This is a genomic window from Kitasatospora fiedleri, from assembly GCF_948472415.1.
Lineage (GTDB): Bacteria > Actinomycetota > Actinomycetes > Streptomycetales > Streptomycetaceae > Kitasatospora > Kitasatospora fiedleri.
The window spans coordinates 5,321,065-5,338,045 of the sequence record NZ_OX419519.1; the positions used below are offsets into that span (position 1 = coordinate 5,321,065).

Consider the following 16,981-nt stretch of genomic DNA (forward strand, 5'->3'; position numbering starts at 1 on the left):
GCGTGGCTACCGACCACCGCCCTACGAGTAGCTTTGGACCCATGGCTCCGACCTCCACACCGCAGACGCCCTTCGGCCGGGTCCTGACCGCGATGGTCACCCCGTTCACCCCCGAAGGTGACCTCGACCTCGACGGCGCCCAGCGCCTCGCCGCCCACCTGGTGGACTCCGGGAACGACGGCCTGGTCCTCAACGGCACCACCGGCGAGTCGCCCACCACCACCGACGCGGAGAAGTCCCGCCTGGTGCGGGCCGTGGTCGAGGCGGTCGGGGACCGCGCCCACGTCATCACCGGCGTCGGCACCAACGACACCCGGCACAGCGTGGAGCTCGCCCGCCAGGCCCTCGAGGCCGGCGCGCACGGCCTGCTCGCCGTCACCCCGTACTACAGCAAGCCCCCGCAGGAGGGCCTCTACCGGCACACCGTCGCCATCGCCGACGCCACCGACCTGCCGGTCATGCTGTACGACATCCCCGGCCGCTCCGGCGTCCCGCTCGACCTGGACACCCTGGTCCGGCTCGGCGAGCACCCCCGGATCGTCGCCAACAAGGACGCCAAGGGCGACGTCGCCGCGGCTTCCTGGGCCGTCGCCCGCGCCGACCTCGCCTGGTACTCCGGCGACGACAACCTGACCCTGCCGCTGCTCTCGGTCGGAGCCGTCGGCGTGGTCAGCGTGGTCGGCCACGTCGTCGCCGCCGAGATGCGTGCCATGATCGAGGCGTTCGCGGCCGGCGACACCGCCAAGGCGCTCGCCGTCCACCAGTCCCTGCTCCCGGTCTTCAGCGGAATGTTCCGCACCCAGGGAGTGATCCTGGCCAAGGCGGCGTTGAACCTGCAGGGACACCCGGCCGGCCCGCTCCGGCTGCCCCTGGTCCCCGCCACGGACGCGGAGACCGCCCGGTTGAAGGAGGATCTCGCCGCCGGCGGGGTACACCTGTAACCAACAACAGACGTGCGCGTCCCCGGCTCGCCGGACCCACCCGGGTCCGCCGCTGGACCGGGACCGAAGGCGCGCGGCACTCGGCAGTCAGGTAACCACGATGGACGCACGCCATATGCCACCGGGGGAGGAACCCCCCGGGCATGTGGCGTGCGTCGTGAGGAGAGTCTTTTGAGCCACCCGCACCCCGAACTCGGCGCGCCGCCCGCACTCAAGGAAGGCGCCCTCCGCATCACCCCGCTCGGCGGCCTCGGCGAGATCGGCCGCAACATGACGGTCCTCGAGTACGGCGACCGCATCCTGATCGTCGACTGCGGCGTCCTCTTCCCCGAGGACGAGCAGCCCGGCGTCGACCTGATCCTCCCCGACTTCAGCTACATCCGGGACCGCCTCGACAAGGTCGACGGCATCATCCTGACCCACGGCCACGAGGACCACATCGGCGCCGTGCCCTACCTGCTCCGGGAGAACCCGGACATCCCGCTGATCGGCTCGAAGCTCACCCTCGCCCTGATCGAGGCCAAGCTCGCCGAGCACCGCATCCACCCCTACGTCCTGGAGGTCGTGGAGGGCGACCGCGAGCGGATCGGCCCCTTCGACTGCCAGTTCATCGCGGTCAACCACTCCATCCCGGACGCCCTCGCCGTCGCCGTCCGCACCCCCGCGGGCATGGTGGTCGCCACCGGCGACTTCAAGATGGACCAGCTCCCGCTGGACGGCCGGCTGACCGACCTCCCGGCCTTCGCCAAGCTGGCCGAGGAGGGCATGGACCTGCTGCTGGTGGACTCCACCAACGCCGAGGTCCCCGGCTTCATCCCGCACGAGCGCGACATCTCCGCGGCCCTGCGCAACGTCTTCGCCAACGCGGACAAGCGCATCATCGTCGCCTCCTTCGCCAGCCACGTGCACCGCATCCAGCAGGTGCTGGACGCCGCGCACGAGTACAAGCGCAAGGTCGCCTTCGTTGGCCGCTCGATGGTCCGCAACATGGGCATCGCCCGCGAGCTCGGCTACCTGAAGGTTCCCGGCAACCTGCTCGTCGACGTCAAGACACTCGACGACCTCCCCGACAAGGAGGTGGTGCTGATCTGCACCGGCTCCCAGGGCGAGCCGATGGCCGCGCTCTCCCGGATGGCCAACCGCGACCACCAGATCCGCATCGTCGAGGGCGACACCGTCGTCCTCGCCTCCTCGCTGATCCCCGGCAACGAGAACGCCGTCTACCGCGTCATCAACGGCCTCACCCGCTGGGGCGCCAAGGTCGTCCACAAGGGCAACGCCAAGGTGCACGTCTCCGGCCACGCCTCGGCCGGCGAGCTCCTGTACTTCTTCAACATCTGCAAGCCCAAGAACCTGATGCCCGTCCACGGCGAATGGCGCCACCTGCGCGCCGCCGCCGACCTGGGCATCGCCACCGGCATCCCGCGCAACCGCGTGGTCATCGCCGAGGACGGCGTCTGCGTCGACCTGGAGAAGGGCGTCGCCCGGATCGTCGGCAAGGTCCGGGCCGGCTACGTCTACGTGGACGGCTCCTCGGTCGGCGACATCACCGAAGCCTCGCTCAAGGACCGGCGCATCCTCGGCGAGGAGGGCTTCATCTCGGTCTTCGTGGTGGTCGACTCCGCCAACGGCAAGATCGTCAGCGGCCCGACCATCCAGGCCCGCGGCTCCGGCATCGAGGACAACGCGTTCACCTCGATCGCCTCCAAGCTGGAGGAGGCCCTGACCCGCTCCGCCGGCGAGGGCGTCCTGGAGGTCCGCCAGATCCAGCAGCTGGTCCGCCGGACCGTCGGCAAGTGGGTCGCGGACAACTACCGCCGCCGCCCGATGATCCTCCCGGTCGTCGTCGAGGTCTGAGCCACGGCCTGATTTGACCTGGGGCAGCCCGGTGCGTAATGTTCTCCGGGTTGCCCCACGGTCGTGCGGCTTCGCCCCGGATTCGAATTCGTTCGAATGGGGGCGGGGAAAACAGGCCGAGAAACTCTGATAGAGTTCGGGAGCGCCGAAAGGCGAAAGCGAATCGGATCGAATGAAACTCCGGAAAACGGAGCGGAAAACGTCTGATAAGCTGGGAACACGAAAGAACGAAGCGCCCGGAGATGCGGTCGGAAGGCCGGTCGAAGGAAGCGTCCGTTCCTTGAGAACTCAACAGCGTGCCAAAAGTCAACGCCAGATATGTTGACATCCCCGGCCTCGACTCTGTTCGGGGTTGGAGATTCCTTTTGAAGTAAAACACTAGCGAGGACGCAGTGCGCGGGGCCGCCCTATTCCGGTGGTTGCCGTGCCGCTCTTTCGTGGAAGCATTCACGGAGAGTTTGATCCTGGCTCAGGACGAACGCTGGCGGCGTGCTTAACACATGCAAGTCGAACGGTGAAGCCCTTCGGGGTGGATCAGTGGCGAACGGGTGAGTAACACGTGGGGAATCTGCCCTGAACTCTGGGACAAGCCTTGGAAACGAGGTCTAATACCGGATACGACCTTCTCCTGCATGGGGGTTGGTGGAAAGCTCCGGCGGTTCAGGATGATCCCGCGGCCTATCAGCTTGTTGGTGGGGTAATGGCCTACCAAGGCGACGACGGGTAGCCGGCCTGAGAGGGCGACCGGCCACACTGGGACTGAGACACGGCCCAGACTCCTACGGGAGGCAGCAGTGGGGAATATTGCACAATGGGCGGAAGCCTGATGCAGCGACGCCGCGTGAGGGATGACGGCCTTCGGGTTGTAAACCTCTTTCAGCAGGGAAGAAGCGCAAGTGACGGTACCTGCAGAAGAAGCACCGGCTAACTACGTGCCAGCAGCCGCGGTAATACGTAGGGTGCGAGCGTTGTCCGGAATTATTGGGCGTAAAGAGCTCGTAGGCGGCCTGTCGCGTCGGATGTGAAAGCCCGGGGCTTAACCCCGGGTCTGCATTCGATACGGGCAGGCTGGAGTGTGGTAGGGGAGATCGGAATTCCTGGTGTAGCGGTGAAATGCGCAGATATCAGGAGGAACACCGGTGGCGAAGGCGGATCTCTGGGCCATTACTGACGCTGAGGAGCGAAAGCGTGGGGAGCGAACAGGATTAGATACCCTGGTAGTCCACGCCGTAAACGTTGGGAACTAGGTGTTGGCGACATTCCACGTCGTCGGTGCCGCAGCTAACGCATTAAGTTCCCCGCCTGGGGAGTACGGCCGCAAGGCTAAAACTCAAAGGAATTGACGGGGGCCCGCACAAGCAGCGGAGCATGTGGCTTAATTCGACGCAACGCGAAGAACCTTACCAAGGCTTGACATACGCCGGAAACTGGTAGAGATATCAGCCCCCTTGTGGTCGGTGTACAGGTGGTGCATGGTTGTCGTCAGCTCGTGTCGTGAGATGTTGGGTTAAGTCCCGCAACGAGCGCAACCCTTGTTCTGTGTTGCCAGCGAGTAATGTCGGGGACTCACAGGAGACTGCCGGGGTCAACTCGGAGGAAGGTGGGGACGACGTCAAATCATCATGCCCCTTATGTCTTGGGCTGCACACGTGCTACAATGGCCGGTACAAAGGGCTGCGATGCCGCGAGGCGGAGCGAATCCCAAAAAGCCGGTCTCAGTTCGGATTGGGGTCTGCAACTCGACCCCATGAAGTTGGAGTTGCTAGTAATCGCAGATCAGCATGCTGCGGTGAATACGTTCCCGGGCCTTGTACACACCGCCCGTCACGTCACGAAAGTCGGTAACACCCGAAGCCGGTGGCCTAACCCGCAAGGGGAGGAGCCGTCGAAGGTGGGACCAGCGATTGGGACGAAGTCGTAACAAGGTAGCCGTACCGGAAGGTGCGGCTGGATCACCTCCTTTCTAAGGAGCACATGGCCGCTTGCGAGCGCATGTCTCGCACGGTTGCTCATGGGTGGAACGTTGACTATTCGGCACACACGGTGATGGATCGCCAGTACTGCCCCTCCGGGGTGTGGAACGCGGCTCCTGGAGCGGGTGTGTCGGGCACGTTGTTGGGTCCTGAGGGAACGGCTTGCCGTTGTCTCATGGATGCCGGCCTCAGGCGAGGCCACCTGTGAGGGTGGTCTGGTGTGGGTGTCTGGTCGTTGTTTGAGAACTGCACAGTGGACGCGAGCATCTGTGGCCAAGTTTTTAAGGGCGCACGGTGGATGCCTTGGCACCAGGAACCGATGAAGGACGTGGGAGGCCGCGATAGGCCCCGGGGAGCTGTCAACCGAGCTTTGATCCGGGGGTGTCCGAATGGGGAAACCCGGCAGTCGTCATGGGCTGTCACCCATACCTGAACACATAGGGTATGTGGAGGGAACGCGGGGAAGTGAAACATCTCAGTACCCGCAGGAAGAGAAAACAACCGTGATTCCGGGAGTAGTGGCGAGCGAAACCGGATGAGGCTAAACCGTTGTGGTGTGAGACCCGGCAGGGGTTGCCAGAGCGGGGTTGTGGGAAAGTTCTTCAGTCGTCTGCCGGCGGCTGGGCGAGTCAGAAACCGTATGGGTAGTCGAAGGACATGCGAAAGGTCCGGCGTAGAGGGTAAGACCCCCGTAGACGAAATCTGTACGGCTCGCTTGAGCTTCTCCCAAGTAGCACGGGGCCCGAGAAATCCCGTGTGAATCTGGCGGGACCACCCGCTAAGCCTAAATATTCCCTGGTGACCGATAGCGGATAGTACCGTGAGGGAATGGTGAAAAGTACCGCGGGAGCGGAGTGAAATAGTACCTGAAACCGTGTGCCTACAAGCCGTGGGGGCAGTCCTTTTGGGGCTGTGACTGCGTGCCTTTTGAAGAATGAGCCTGCGAGTTTGCGGTGTGTAGCGAGGTTAACCCGTGTGGGGTAGCCGTAGCGAAAGCGAGTCCGAATAGGGCGACCATAGTTGCATGCCCAAGACCCGAAGCGGAGTGATCTAGCCATGGGCAGGTTGAAGCGCGGGTAAGACCGTGTGGAGGACCGAACCCACCAGGGTTGAAAACCTGGGGGATGACCTGTGGTTAGGGGTGAAAGGCCAATCAAACTCCGTGATAGCTGGTTCTCCCCGAAATGCATTTAGGTGCAGCGTCGCGTGTTTCTTGCCGGAGGTAGAGCACTGGATAGGCGATGGGCCTTACCGGGTTACTGACCTTAGCCAAACTCCGAATGCCGGTAAGTGAGAGCGCGGCAGTGAGACTGTGGGGGATAAGCTCCATGGTCGAGAGGGAAACAGCCCAGAACACCGACTAAGGTCCCTAAGCGTGTGCTAAGTGGGAAAGGATGTGGAGTCGCAGAGACAACCAGGAGGTTGGCTTAGAAGCAGCCACCCTTGAAAGAGTGCGTAATAGCTCACTGGTCAAGTGATTCCGCGCCGACAATGTAGCGGGGCTCAAGCACATCACCGAAGTCGTGTCATTGCAGCATGAAGGGCCAACGCCTGCTGTGATGGGTAGGGGAGCGTCGTGTGCCGGGTGAAGCAGCCGAGGAATCGAGTTGTGGACGGTTCACGAGTGAGAATGCAGGCATGAGTAGCGATACAAGAGTGGGAAACTCTTGCGCCGATTGACCAAGGGTTCCTGGGTCAAGCTGATCTGCCCAGGGTAAGTCGGGACCTAAGGCGAGGCCGACAGGCGTAGTCGATGGACAACGGGTTGATATTCCCGTACCCGCTTTGAAGCGCCAACGTCGAACCTCTTGATGCTAAGCCCGTGAAGCCGGCCCGGAGTCTTCGGACGAAGGGACGTGGTGGAGCCGGTGACCCAACGGGGTAGTAGGTGAGCGATGGGGTGACGCAGGAAGGTAGTCCAGCCCGGGCGGTGGTTGTCCCGGGGTAAGGGTGTAGGACGAACGGTAGGCAAATCCGCCGTTCACGTAGTCTGAGACCTGATGCCGAGCCGATTGTGGTGAAGTGGATGATCCTATGCTGTCGAGAAAAGCCTCTAGCGAGTTTCATGGCGGCCCGTACCCTAAACCGACTCAGGTGGTCTGGTAGAGAATACTGAGGCGTTCGGGTGAACTGTGGTTAAGGAACTCGGCAAAATGCCCCCGTAACTTCGGGAGAAGGGGGGCCATTGCTGGTGACGGGACTTTGCTCCCTGAGCTGGTGGTGGCCGCAGAGACCAGCGAGAAGCGACTGTTTACTAAAAACACAGGTCCGTGCGAAGCCGTAAGGCGATGTATACGGACTGACGCCTGCCCGGTGCTGGAACGTTAAGGGGACCGGTTAGTCCGATTTCGGTCGGGCGAAGCTGAGAACTTAAGCGCCAGTAAACGGCGGTGGTAACTATAACCATCCTAAGGTAGCGAAATTCCTTGTCGGGTAAGTTCCGACCTGCACGAATGGCGTAACGACTTCTCGACTGTCTCAACCACAGGCCCGGTGAAATTGCATTACGAGTAAAGATGCTCGTTTCGCGCAGCAGGACGGAAAGACCCCGGGACCTTTACTATAGCTTGATATTGGTGTTCGGTTCGGCTTGTGTAGGATAGGTGGGAGACTGTGAGACTCGGACGCCAGTTCGGGTGGAGTCGCCGTTGAAATACCACTCTGGTCGTGCTGGATGTCTAACCTGGGTCCGTGATCCGGATCAGGGACAGTGTCTGGTGGGTAGTTTAACTGGGGCGGTTGCCTCCTAAAGGGTAACGGAGGCGCCCAAAGGTTCCCTCAGCCTGGTTGGCAATCAGGTGTTGAGTGTAAGTGCACAAGGGAGCTTGACTGTGAGACTGACGGGTCGAGCAGGTACGAAAGTAGGGACTAGTGATCCGGCGGTGGCTTGTGGAAGCGCCGTCGCTCAACGGATAAAAGGTACCCCGGGGATAACAGGCTGATCTTCCCCAAGAGTCCATATCGACGGGATGGTTTGGCACCTCGATGTCGGCTCGTCGCATCCTGGGGCTGGAGTAGGTCCCAAGGGTTGGGCTGTTCGCCCATTAAAGCGGTACGCGAGCTGGGTTTAGAACGTCGTGAGACAGTTCGGTCCCTATCCGCTGTGCGCGTAGGAGTGTTGAGAAGGGCTGTCCCTAGTACGAGAGGACCGGGACGGACGAACCTCTGGTGTGCCAGTTGTCCTGCCAAGGGCATGGCTGGTTGGCTACGTTCGGGAGGGATAACCGCTGAAAGCATCTAAGCGGGAAGCCTGCTTCGAGATGAGCACTCCCACCTCCTTGAGAGGGTAAGGCTCCCAGTAGACGACTGGGTTGATAGGCCGGATATGGAAGCCCTGTGAGGGGTGGAGTTGACCGGTACTAATAGGCCGAGGGCTTGTCCTCAGTTGCTCGCGTCCACTGTGTTGTTCTGAAACAACGACCCCCGCGTCATGGCGGGCGGTGCACAGTTTCATAGTGTTTCGGTGGTCATAGCGTGAGGGAAACGCCCGGTTACATTCCGAACCCGGAAGCTAAGCCTCACAGCGCCGATGGTACTGCAGGGGGGACCCTGTGGGAGAGTAGGACGCCGCCGAACAATCTTTGTGGGAAAGCCCCCTGACGGGATGTCAGGGGGCTTTTTCGCGTTCCCGGGAACGGGCGGGTAGCCTTCGCCAATGCAGAACCTGACGTTGACGTGGCAAACCTCGGCCGGTGCCTCCGCGGCGCTGTACGCTGCGGCGTTCGCGGTCAGGCGAGGGGTGGCTCGGCGAGCCGGCGGGGAGGTGCGGCGGCGTCGGGCGGGGGTGGCGGCGGACGCGCTGCGGGAGGCGGGGACGCTGCTGGCGTTGTTCGCGCTGTGGCAGGTGGTGGGGCACCTGTCGTTGGTGGGCACCGGCCACGCGTTGGAGCGGGCGGAGTGGATCCACCGGACGGAGGGGGAGTTCGGGCTGCCGGACGAGGCGTCGTGGCAGCGGGCGGTGGTGGGGCATCCGTGGCTGGTGCAGGGGGCGAACTACTACTACGCGACGATGCACTTCGGCGTGATGCTGGTGGTGTTGCTCTGGCTGTTCCTGCGGCACCGGGCGCGGTACGCGTGGGTGCGGACCACGGTGGTGGCGACCACGGCGGTGTGCCTGCTGATCCAGTTCATCCCGGTGGCGCCGCCGCGGATGCTGCCGGGCAGCGGGTTCGTCGACCTGGCTGAGCAGTACGGGCAGTCGGTGTACGGCAGCGCGGTCGCGGGGGTGGTGGCGGACCAACTGTCGGCGATGCCCTCGGTGCACGTGGCGTGGTGCGTGATCGCGGCGGTGGCGGTGGTCTCGGTGGCGCGCGGGCCGTGGCGGTGGCTGATGGTGCTGCACCCGGTGGTGACGGTGTGGGTGGTCGTGGTGACGGCGAACCACTTCTGGGCGGACGGACTGGTGGCGGTGGTGATCCTGCTGACCGTGTACCTGGTGCAGGCGGCGGTGTCGGGGTGGCGCCAGAAGGAGGAGGACGAGCCGCAGGCCGCGGCGGCGGGGCCGGGGGAGCGGGAGCCCAGCGCGGCCCGGTAGGGCCGGAGGTCAGCCGGGTTGGGCGGAGAGCAGGGCCTCGGCGAGGGCGGTGCGGTAGTAGCGGCCGGTGGTGGTGCCGGCGATCAGGCGGGCGTCGAGCAGGACGGTGAGGTGGTCGTCGACGGCGGCCGGGCCGAGGCCGGTGAGGGCGGCCAGCTGGGTGGTGTCGCGCGGGCGGTCGAGGCCGGCCAGGAGTTCGGCGCGGGCGCTGCCGAGCAGGCGGCCCAGGCTGGCGGGTGGGGTGCGCGGGCCGGGGACGGGGGCGGCCGAGGTCGGGTAGACGAGGGCGAGCCGGTTGCGCGACTCGTCCGGGCAGAGCCAGCCGTGGCGGGCGCTGGTGGGGACGAGCAGTAGCTCGGGGGAAGGGTGCGGGGGCGGCGGGAGGTCGGGGGCGGTGAGGCGCAGGCGGCCGTCGGGGAGCCAGCGGTGCTGCGGGCCGGGGTGGGGGAGGGCGGCGGGCCAGCCGTGGCGTTCGGCGCGTTCGCGGCGGGCGGTGAGGTCGGCGCGGAAGGCGCGCAGGCGGGCGGGCCATTCGGGGCGGACGACGTGCTGCCACGTCCAGTCGAGGAGTTCGGTGAGGTCCGGCGGCAGGCCGGTGTCGGTGAGGTCGAGCAGCCGGGGGTCGGCGTCCGGGTCGGGGACGGGCAGGCGCAGTTCGCCGGGCCAGTCGGCGGCTTGGCGGGCGCTGGGCCGGGGGGCGGGCTGCCGGGTGGCCGCGAGGTGGGCCCGGAAGGCGGGTTGGTGGGTGGCGAGCCAGCCGCGGCGCCACGGCTCGGGGCGGATCTCGGCGAGGATGCCGACCGCGGCGACCGTCTCGACCAGGGGTGAGAGCGCGAAACGGCATGCGGCGAGGGACTCCGTGCCCACCAGCCAATGACCCATCCGTTCCCCTCCGCACGCAGACAGTAGCAACCCGAGGTGAATGGGTCAGGCGATTGTGCGATCACCGGGGGTGGGGCGGGTGTGGGCGGCGACGAGGTCGCCCAGGGGCGGGAGAAGATCGGGGGCGAACCAGGGCAGCATGGGGATCGCGTGCGACCACTCACCAGCCCGGAGGAGCGCGTCGAACAGGGGACGGGCGGGCGACGGGCCGGCAGTGGGACGCAAGGCTTGGCAGAGGCTGGTGAGGGGATCGTCGTGGGCCAGGACGGTAGGGGCTCCGCTGAGGACCTTGGCTCCGGCGGCGAGGACCGCGACCCAGGTCGTCCGGTCAGGGGCGGTGCTGGCGATGTGTAGCACCTCGGCTGTGTTGTGTTCGAGCGCGGCGAGCAGGGCGCGTTCGGTGTGTCGGGTGCGTTCGTTGCGCAACCAGGCGCTCCACCAGGGGAGCCGGGCGACGGCGGCGGGGTCGATCGGGCAGCCGAGGTGGTGCAGGAGCGCGAGGACCACGACCGGTTCGGCGGTGCGGGGCCGAGGCGGTCGCGTGGCGAGTCGGCTCGCGGTGCGGAGCACGTCGGGCAGAACACCGGCCGGTTGATCCGGGCGCGGGTGCGCGAGTAGCAGCGCGGAGAGCGGGCGGAGCCGTTTGGAGGGATCGGCGGCCAGTCGGACGGCCAGATCGAGGGCAGCGGCGTCGGAGAGCTCGATCGCTCGACTGGGGGAGTGCTCGAGTAGCCCGGCGGCGAGCAGGGCGGCCGTACGGGAGAAGTCGGGTCCATCCGAAGGGAGTGCGACGACTGCCAAGGCCGAATCGCAGTCGCCGCTGTGGGCGAGGGCTTGGGCGACCGTGAGGCGGGTGCCGGGTCGGGAGGAGGCGGTGAGGAGGCGAGCGGCGACACGGGCCTGGGCGAGTGCCTCTGCACGGCGGCCGCTGAGTACGCAGCCGAGGGACAGCGAGGCGTGGCGGACGGCGCGGGCCTCGCCAGTCGGTGCAGCGAGGACCAAGCGGTGGGCCTGGGACAATGCGCCGACAGTGCCGAGTGCGCGCAGCAGCGCTTGCACGTGGCGCTCGGCGAACGGAGTGGGGCCATCGAGGTAGAGCGTGCGGAGGGCCGAGGTGGCCTGTTCGCGGGCGAGTGCGGTGTTGCCCGTGAGGAAGGAACGCCGGGCGCGGGAGAAAGGGGTGTCGTCGAGGGGTGTGGAGGTGTCGACCGCCGCTTCGATGACGGCTCGGGCCCGTTCGGTCGGGTCGTCGCCGAGGATGCCGGTGCGGCCGGCGGCCAGGTGGGCATTCGTCAGGAGGGCTGATTTGGCAGCTGGGTACCTAGGGTTGGTGGCGCTTTCAGCCAGGGCGATCTGTTCAAAGGTGGCTGACAGTTCGCGTCCGAGATGGGACCGGTCGGCGGGGCTGCCCGGTTCGACCAGGGACGGAAGAAGAAGATCCCAGACGGCGTGTAGGGCGGTGGCGGCTTTTCGCGGGTACCCCTGCTCAGCCAGGGCGGACGCCTGGATGGAGCGGGCCGCGGCTGCGGCAAGGCGCTGCTCGGGGTCCGGGGCGGCTGTGATCTCGGACATCTTCGCGAGGGCCTGGTCCCGGAGGGCATCGCCGATTTTTCGGCGGGGGATGGAGGCGTCGGCGCCCTGCTCGGGGAGCACCTTGTCGGCGAACCGGGCGACGGTACGCAGGAGGTCCACGGAGACCGCGACGTACTCGGGGCGTTCCTCGGCGAGGGCGAGGGCGTATTCCATCAGCTCGGGAATCGACGCGTCGGGGTCGAGGGCCATCGCCTCCACCTGAGCCGCCAGGTCTGCGGCCCCGCTGCGGGCCGCGGCCCGGAACAGCAGCTGAGCCGCGTCTCTGAGGCGGAGGTTGGCGAGGGCGCGGGCGGCGTCGGTGATCTGGGTGCAGGCGTCGATGATCTCGGGTGTCCGCGGGGTGAACGGGCCGGCATCGTGCAAGAGCGCGGCGGCCTCTTCGGCGAGACCGATCACCGTCGGGTCATGCTGGTCGGCGCTCGCGAGGGTGACGGCGACCTGTACCAGGGCGGCCGCACGGGCCGGCCTTGCAGTGACGGATCGGGCGAGGGCGAGCGCGCGCGGCAGGTCGCCGAGCAGGGCGAGCAGAGCGGGAGCCTCGGCGGGGACGGAGCGCAGGCGCTGGCACAACAGATCCCACGAGACGGTGGCCAGGAAGCCTGTCCGAGCAGATCCTCCTCGGTGGTGGTGGAGTTGGTGGAGGACCAGCTCCGGTCCCAGTGTGTCGGCGAGGCGCAGCTGGCGCTCCGGGGCGAGCAGGAACGCGACGCGCTCCGCGGGGTCGTCGAGCAGCCGCAGATAGTCGGTGAGCAGGTAGGGCGGAGTGTCGGCCGGCCAACCAGCGTCGCGGAAGGACGCGGCCCAGGTGTGCAGGCGGACGGTGCGGCCGCTGTCCCGAGGGTGAGGTTCGGGGGCCGGGACCCAGGAGGCCAGACGGAGCCCCCCTGGCACGCGGGGGTCGGTGACCACAGCACGGTTCTCCCGGTGGGTCAGCAAGAGGTTGATCTCCTCGACGGTGGATCCGGTGAGCTGCGTCAGGTCCTGGGGACGCAGCCAGCCTCCGGTAAGAGCGAGGAATGCGATGACCTCCCGGTTGAGGGGGGCGCGGTCGAAAGGGGACTGCGTCGGGCCGGCGGGCGGGAGTCCTGCGGTGGGGGTGAGAGCGCGGCAACAGGCGCGCAGCCGCAGGGGATGGTCGGCGACAAGGTCCGCAGGGACGGGGGCGGTGCGGCGGGTGGTGACGACGATCCGTACCCCATTGGGGGGCCGGACCGGGAGCATCGCGGCGATGCTGTGCGGTGCGGCGGGGTGAGTGTCGAAGTGGGGCCAGCCGAGGTCGGCGTCCAAGTCGTCGATCATCAGGAGGAACAGGTGGCGGCCCCTTGCTCGAGTCCTGGCCGCGGTCTCTCGCAGGAGTCGGGCGCAGGCCGCTTCGTCGGTGGTGAGGCCGGTCGGCGGGGCGATTTCGAGGGCGTCGTGCAAGCGGAGCAGGAAGCCGGCCCGGGTGTGGGTCCCGGCTTCGGCGGATACGGCCTGGTAGCGGGCGTCGATCTGTCCAGGGGAGTCGCATTCGTAGTCGGCGAGCAAAGTCGTCTTGCCGTGGGGGAGTTCTGTATGCCACCACAGGTACGACGGCGCGTCGGCGATGGTGGAGCGGGCGAAGGCGTCCAGTTCGGTGGGTGGGTGGAGCCTGCCGGGCTTCTGCCAGCGCTGCTGTTGTTCCCGGGCTTCTCGCCGGGCGGCGTCGAGGGCGAGTTCCCACTGCGGGTGGCTGCGGTCGGAGAGCGCGAAGTGGTCGATCAGGGCCCAGAACAGTGTGGTGTCGTTCGGCGCGTGGCTGCCCTGGCACCAGCGTTGGAGGGCACGCGCGGACAGACCGGGAATGTGCGAGGCGGCGGTGCGCACGCTGAGGCCACCGCGAGCGGTCAGCAGTTCTCGGAGCATTGAGCCGAGGTGTTTCCGGGCCGCGTATGGAGCCGTGCCATTCATCTTACTTTTGCTCCCGCTCTCTGCATAGAACGCTATGACCTGGAGGAATACTGGGAAGGCCGTCGTGACGCATGGGAGCCGCCCGGAAAGCTCAAGTCATCGACCGCCGTCCTTGGCGGACTGAGACGAAAGGGCGTACTCCGTGATCTCTCTGTTCGACGAGGCGACGAAAGCCGCCGAACTGACGGCCGCTGCCGGAGCGGTCTACAGCCTGCTCCTCACTGCGGTGGCCCTGACGTCGGTGCTGGCCCGCTCGGCGGCTCGGCGGCGCGATGCGCGCGAGACGCTGCGGATCCTGATGCGGCGCCGCGGGTCGGGGTGACCGATGTGGAAGTGAATCCGGGGGTTGTTGCTTTGAGGTCCGCCAAGTTACCGGAACTCGATAGGCGTAGGGGCATCGACACAATGTCGAACGCATGGCCGAGTGCAGGCTTCTCCTCGGTTCGGCGGACTGCTGCTGGCAATCTTCTCGGCAGTGTGTTGCGGGTGCTGGGTCCAGCGCTCCCGCGCACCAAAACGATGGGGTGTCATGGATCGAGGAGGTGATGGACATGGGCGGCTGGTTTTGGCGTGAAGTACTTGTGGCGTGGCTCGGAACGGTGGCGGGCACGTTGACCGCATGGCGCGTGGAGCAAATGTTCTAGTCGGGTCGGGGGCTCGGTGCCATCACCTCACCGAGCCCCCTCATAGCCCATGTCGTTCGCGTCGCCCTGTTCTCGCAGGGCGACGCGAACGATGCACCCGTTCGGGTGATGGACTGTGCAGTCGAGTGTAGTGGGTGGACATCCAGATCGAATTTCCGCAACTCTGTTTAAGTCGCCGAGGGCTGGTAGTTGAGGGCGATTCGCCTCCCGCGATCGCAGGAGTGGCCCGTCGATGGGCTTGGGTGCTTCGTCGGGCAGTTCCCCGCGCGTGCGGGGATTGAAGCTGTTGCGCTGTTCGGATAAGCGCCATTCGATGCGCTTCATGTTTGAACTTGATCGCTATTTTTTATTCTTGGCGAACGGGCTCGTTGGGCCGGTTACCGGGTGCTAGCGTTCGGGTCAGTGGGGCCGACTCGTGCTCCGAGTAGGCAGATCAGAATGAAGTGGATAGGCGGCGCTTTGTCTCTGGCGCACTCTTCAGCCCTGGCCGGGCCGCGACTCGGCTGGGATCCGCGGCGTCAGCCCTGTGTATCGGTGATCACCTGTGATGGTGAGTCCAAGTCGGTAAGTCTGTGTGAACTGTTCCAGGAATCCGAGGGGTTGGCGGCGATCGCCGGCGGGACGCCGGGCGAGACGGTCGCGATAGTCGAGTTCCTATTGGCGGTCTGCTTCGCGGCGGGCGAGTGCCCGGCCAGCGCGGGCGAGTGGCAGCGATGGGTCGCCGAGCGGCGCGGGTTCACTGGCGCGGCGGCGTGGCTGGCGCGGCAATCGGACGGCGACTGGGACATGTTCGATCCGCTGCACCCGCTCGGGCAGAACGCGCTGCTCCGCGAGTCGTTCGAGCAATCGGCAACGGGTACCGCGCAGTTGGTGATCGAGCGGGCGGGGGACTATCTGCAGTTCTTCGACCGGCATCACCTGGAGGACGGCGAGTCGCTGTCGGCGGCGGAGGCCTTCCGGGCGGTGCTGACCCAGCACGTGTACGCCCCGTACGGACGAGGACGCATCAGCGGGGAGAAGCTCGGTCCGGCCATCACCAATCTTGCGACAGGGCGGCTGCTTGGGCGAATCCGGGTGGTGGCGCTCGGTGAGACGGTGGGGGAGACACTGCGGCTCAACCTCTACCCGTACGCGGGGGAGGCCGGCGGACTCAACACCTCCTGGACCACCGGCTCCGTGGTGCGCCGTACCTTCGAAGCGAAGGCCCGGCCCAGGATGCCGCGGAACCCGGCGGACCTGCACAGCGCGCTCGGGCGGTCGATCCTGCTGGAGGGACGCCTCGACGAGAAGCAGGGCCCCGTGGTGGACCGGGTGCTGATCGGAGCGGGCGAGGTCCTGGAGCTCGACCCGGAGCGGGATATGAAGGACGCCGTGCTCAGCCGGACGACTGCCGGCCTGGTCAAGCCGCTGTGGCCGTCGCCGAGTCGGGCGCTGTGGCAGGAGGCACACGCGTTGTACGCGGCGGTGAAGGACCGCCAGCCCGGGCTGTACGAACTGCTGTGGTCGCTCCCGTACGAGCGAACCGGCATGGACGTTCCGTACCAGCTGTGGGCCGTCGGGCTGATCGCCAACAAGACGCTGCCGGTGACGTGGGTCGAGGGCTGCTTCCCGTACGCGCCGGGGATGGCCGAGCACCTCTACCTGGCGTCTTCCCGCGGATCGCGGATTGCGGAGTTCCTGGCGATAGCGCTGAGACGGGCGGCGCTGGTGGCCTCGCAGACGGTGCACTCGGCGAAGGCACCGGCGGACGAGGCGGCGCTGGTGGCCCGGTACGACGCGCGATGGCGGTTCTGGGCGGATGCCGCGGAACCGTTCGACAAGTTGCTGGAGAAAGTGGCCGACCTCGACCCGGATTCGCCGACCGCCGTGGTCGTCGAACTGGTCACGGAGTACGCGAAGGACCTGCGGGACATGGCCCGCGAGCAACTGGTCCAGCGGCTCGAGTCGCTACCCCCCAATGATCGGGGCTACCGGGCCAGAGCCCGTGCCATGGAGCGGTACGAGGACGACGTTGCCGGTGACAACGCCCCCGCTGAGATCCGAGAGCTGGTCGGACCATGAGTGAGCCCGACAACTTCTCCGCCCCGGAGGAGTTCCCGCACGACAGCGAGGCACTGCTGGCCTGGCTGACCACGCTGGTGCGCAACCACGACTCCGGGACGCTGGCGGAGCTGCGGCGGACCGGGACGCGGACGGCCGCGCACATCAGGGCCGGTTGGTACGGCGGGGACCGGCAACGGGACCTGTTCGAGCGGATGGCATTCTTGTTCGCGCTCTACCACCAGGGGCAGGGCAAGCCTTCGTACGGGTACGGGAGCCTGGGCGCGGCAGCGGCCCGGATCGGTGGCGGGGCGGGTCGTGGCCCGCGGGACCCGGGCGCGCAGCGACTGGTGGAACGCGTGGTGGCGAGTCGGCGGGTGCCGTGGCGCCACCTGCAGCACACCGTGGTGCGGCTGCGCACGTGCGAGCAGCAGCCACCGTCGTGGGCGCGGTTGACGGAGGACCTGATCCAGTGGAACGACCGGGAGGCCCGGATCGCGTACTGGTGGTCGGTGGACTTCCACACGCCCGCCGGCCGGTCGCGGGAGCGGACGGCGGCGCAGGAACAGCAGTGGAAGAAGCGGTAGG

At 66.6% G+C, this 16,981-nt stretch carries 8 protein-coding genes and 3 rRNA genes; 9 read left to right on the plus strand and 2 right to left on the minus strand.

Going from position 1 to position 16,981, the window contains the following annotated elements; translation table 11 throughout:
• Window positions 1-41 precede the first annotated feature (41 nt).
• From dapA to QMQ26_RS24455, 6 genes are all read left to right on the plus strand, one after another.
• Window positions 42-941, plus strand: a complete 900-nt coding sequence (gene dapA / locus QMQ26_RS24430) for a 4-hydroxy-tetrahydrodipicolinate synthase (protein ID WP_282202684.1) — start codon at window positions 42-44, stop codon at window positions 939-941.
• 171 nt (window positions 942-1,112) lie between these two features.
• Window positions 1,113-2,798 (plus strand): ribonuclease J, encoded by a 1,686-nt coding sequence (locus QMQ26_RS24435; protein ID WP_282202685.1) that lies wholly within the window; start codon window positions 1,113-1,115, stop codon window positions 2,796-2,798.
• A gap of 446 nt (window positions 2,799-3,244) precedes the next feature.
• Window positions 3,245-4,761 (plus strand): 16S ribosomal RNA (locus QMQ26_RS24440).
• Window positions 4,762-5,042: 281 nt separating this feature from the next.
• Window positions 5,043-8,154, plus strand: a 23S ribosomal RNA gene (locus QMQ26_RS24445).
• A gap of 76 nt (window positions 8,155-8,230) precedes the next feature.
• Window positions 8,231-8,347 (plus strand): 5S ribosomal RNA (gene rrf, locus QMQ26_RS24450).
• Together the 16S, 23S and 5S rRNA genes form the textbook arrangement of a ribosomal RNA operon.
• A gap of 187 nt (window positions 8,348-8,534) precedes the next feature.
• The gene (locus QMQ26_RS24455) at window positions 8,535-9,305 is read left to right on the plus strand and encodes a phosphatase PAP2 family protein (protein WP_282202686.1); all 771 of its coding nucleotides are present in this window, start codon (window positions 8,535-8,537) and stop codon (window positions 9,303-9,305) included.
• Between the two features lie 9 nt (window positions 9,306-9,314).
• On the opposite strand, the gene QMQ26_RS24460 is transcribed toward QMQ26_RS24455, so the two are convergent.
• Together QMQ26_RS24460 and QMQ26_RS24465 are read right to left on the minus strand one after the other, a co-directional pair.
• On the minus strand, window positions 9,315-10,172 hold the full coding sequence (locus QMQ26_RS24460; protein ID WP_282202687.1) for a winged helix-turn-helix domain-containing protein: 858 nt from the start codon (window positions 10,170-10,172) through the stop codon (window positions 9,315-9,317).
• Window positions 10,173-10,232: 60 nt separating this feature from the next.
• Window positions 10,233-13,625, minus strand: a complete 3,393-nt coding sequence (locus QMQ26_RS24465) for a hypothetical protein (protein ID WP_282202688.1) — start codon at window positions 13,623-13,625, stop codon at window positions 10,233-10,235.
• A gap of 226 nt (window positions 13,626-13,851) precedes the next feature.
• Here QMQ26_RS24465 and QMQ26_RS24470 point away from each other — a divergent pair, with 226 nt between their 5' ends.
• The 3 genes from QMQ26_RS24470 to casB all read left to right on the plus strand — a co-directional run bounded on the left by QMQ26_RS24470 (window position 13,852) and on the right by casB (window position 16,980).
• On the plus strand, window positions 13,852-14,031 hold the full coding sequence (locus QMQ26_RS24470) for a hypothetical protein (RefSeq protein ID WP_282202689.1): 180 nt from the start codon (window positions 13,852-13,854) through the stop codon (window positions 14,029-14,031).
• Between the two features lie 760 nt (window positions 14,032-14,791).
• Entirely contained in the window at window positions 14,792-16,414 is a 1,623-nt protein-coding gene (locus QMQ26_RS24475; protein WP_282202690.1) for a type I-E CRISPR-associated protein Cse1/CasA, read from the plus strand.
• The gene (gene casB, locus QMQ26_RS24480; RefSeq protein WP_282202691.1) at window positions 16,411-16,980 is read left to right on the plus strand and encodes a type I-E CRISPR-associated protein Cse2/CasB; all 570 of its coding nucleotides are present in this window, start codon (window positions 16,411-16,413) and stop codon (window positions 16,978-16,980) included. Before QMQ26_RS24475 ends, casB begins: the two co-directional genes overlap by 4 nt.
• Window position 16,981: the final 1 nt, after the last annotated feature.